Annotated in this window: 3 protein-coding genes; 1 reads left to right on the top strand and 2 read right to left on the bottom strand. The window is 42.9% G+C overall.

Annotated elements, in window-relative coordinates:
- Positions 1-457: 457 nt before the first annotated feature.
- The gene (locus AC23NW_RS36055; protein WP_487455539.1) at positions 458-862 is read right to left on the bottom strand and encodes a hypothetical protein; all 405 of its coding nucleotides are present in this window, start codon (positions 860-862) and stop codon (positions 458-460) included.
- A gap of 408 nt (positions 863-1,270) precedes the next feature.
- Here AC23NW_RS36055 and AC23NW_RS36050 point away from each other — a divergent pair, with 408 nt between their 5' ends.
- Positions 1,271-1,567 (top strand): DUF6881 domain-containing protein, encoded by a 297-nt coding sequence (locus AC23NW_RS36050; RefSeq protein ID WP_487455537.1) that lies wholly within the window; start codon positions 1,271-1,273, stop codon positions 1,565-1,567.
- 188 nt (positions 1,568-1,755) lie between these two features.
- On the opposite strand, the gene AC23NW_RS36045 is transcribed toward AC23NW_RS36050, so the two are convergent.
- Positions 1,756-2,013 (bottom strand): hypothetical protein, encoded by a 258-nt coding sequence (locus AC23NW_RS36045; RefSeq protein ID WP_487455535.1) that lies wholly within the window; start codon positions 2,011-2,013, stop codon positions 1,756-1,758.
- Between the last annotated feature and the right edge of the window lie 311 nt (positions 2,014-2,324).

Genomic DNA, 2,324 nt, shown 5'->3' with positions numbered 1-2,324 from the left:
GCGGGCAGTATTACAACTGCCGGTCAAAAAATCAGCCAACGCAGTCTTCAAAAAAAACTGCGTCTTCATGGCGCACTGATGTCAGCTACCCAAACCTGATTGGGCCGCAGAATAGCCAGCTCTTTAATTAGGTTAGGATACTTGCGAAATCGGTGCCGGGAAAAGGTGGTTATTATTTTTCGTTTACGCTTTCTAATTAGCAGATTGTTAGCAGCTAGCAGATCAAACAAAGCATCACGACCCATTTTTATCTTTCTTTTCACCAGTTCCTCTTTAATAAGTTCATAGAGCTTCTTGCCCCCAATGCGCGGGTGATCGCTTCGGACTTGCTCAATCAAAGCTAAGACTTGTTGGTCTCGCTCTTGCCCCGTTAATTGTCGACTCTTGTGTTGATAGAATGCCTGACGACTAAAACCAAACAATCCCCTTATATGCCTGACATGAAAACGGGGATGGCTTACTCGAAGGAGTTGGATTGCTTGGTATCGCACTTTTTTTCGATGGCGATTCCTAACTCCTGCTCGGCAACCCGGATCACGGTTTTATAATAAATTGTTTGAAGTTGGGCCTGTTCCAGTTCTCGCTGGAGTTGTTTAATTTGTCCTGCTAATTGATCGGCCTTATGAGCAATTTGTTCAACAATGGTTGGGGGTGGTCCCTTAGTGGCTTGTTTCATGGCGTCAGTACGTTGGTTTTCCTCCTGGCGAACTCGTTCCAGCCATTTAGTAACGGTTTGACGGGTAAGCACCTTGTATTTGGCCATCGCTTGTTCTAGCGTTAAGCGGCCTAGGCTGATTTCTTCAACCATCTGGCGCATCTGCAACTCATGCTCCTGTTTTCGAAGCAAAAATAAGTGTCCCATTGGCGTTTTAGATGGTCAATCTATTTTAGGACAAGACACACACACAACTGAAACGGTAAACCTTTCTATCAATAGATAAGATGGTTTAACAAGTGAAGTTGCGGGCTTCTACTGTCAAATCTAAAATGAAGGTCCTTAATTACAATCATTCCAAGTAATTGAAAACAATGGATGTGCGAATCCGTTATAGTACTATAGCCTCGTTGGCTTGGGACCAACATAGGTTCGCCGTTAACGAACGTTAGGACGAACCAGTACTTCACTAGTCTTCTTGCAGCCCAGCTCTCTGGTACTTTTCGTTCGGCTCATCTAAAAACGTTTCATCCTATTGCATTTCCGTTTAGCTGCCCTACGTACAAGAACTTTTGTCTATTTGAAATTTTCACCTGTGTTCTCTTTTACTTACTTATGACCTATACTTATCACACCTTACAGGACTGGAACGGCAATAATGCTCTTTGGCCTAGTCGAATCTATACTGAATGCAATGACGAGGGATTAGAGACCCGAAAGGTAATTATAAACCCGGAGGGAACGATAAGCTTCGCCTCCGAAGGTATGCGACAAGGCATTTGTTCCTTATCGTCGACCGCACACACTAATTCCAGTACATTTGGGCAAGAGCAGCCAAGAACGCTTGTTACGTCTATTAGTAAGACAGACTTTGAAGATATGTGGCATAAACTTGTTCTTCAACTCGTTTAAAAGTAAACAAAATGATTATGTACAAGAGCCTTAAAGATCAATTGAAGGAACGGTTAGCTATTTCTGTTTTAACTTTGAATAAAGATAAAAAGCCCTATCTAATTCGGGGCGTCCCAGGTACCATTCTCCTACTGACCCAACATCAAGCCAGTTTAAGACAGGACCTGATACCTAATTTCTGATAAATACTACTTTACCAGATCAATTGCCCGCTCTATGTGGTGATGAAGATAAATGCGTTGGTCATCGACAAAAAAAGCCAGCTCATTGTCGTATTGACAGAAGAAGAATGACCCGTTGGCAAAATAACCACTTCCCTGATTAAAATACCGATTTAATCGATTCGCCGCCAGTTGGCCCGGTTTGTCGGCTTTTAAATCGGGAAGGCGCTCATGCAACCACCCCACCAGCGACGTAATAACCTGAATCTTACCATGAACGTCCAAAAGTCAACTCGCTTGTTCGTCTCTTGAGCCTGAAATAAAAGAGCATAAACGAGTTCGATAAGCTCCGAAAATATTTCCCGCCAACTGCCATCATCCGCTGAATCGGACCTAAGTAAAGGGGAAGCCAGTGCTGGATTAAAAGATCGTTTTGTTGATTCAGGTTGCTTAGCATTATGTTGAAAGGATCAAGGGTTGAATAATTGTCTGTGAGCAAAGTCTGTTTCAAAGAAATACGGTCTGTAGTGCAAAACGGGGCCAAAATGAAAATAGAGTACCTAATCAGGCACTTTTAGATTAAATATGGCTTCCAG

Source organism: Arsenicibacter sp. R0_47 (assembly GCF_057652235.1).
Note: the sequence above shows the minus strand (reverse complement) of the source record. Positions and strands in the feature narration are given on the sequence as shown.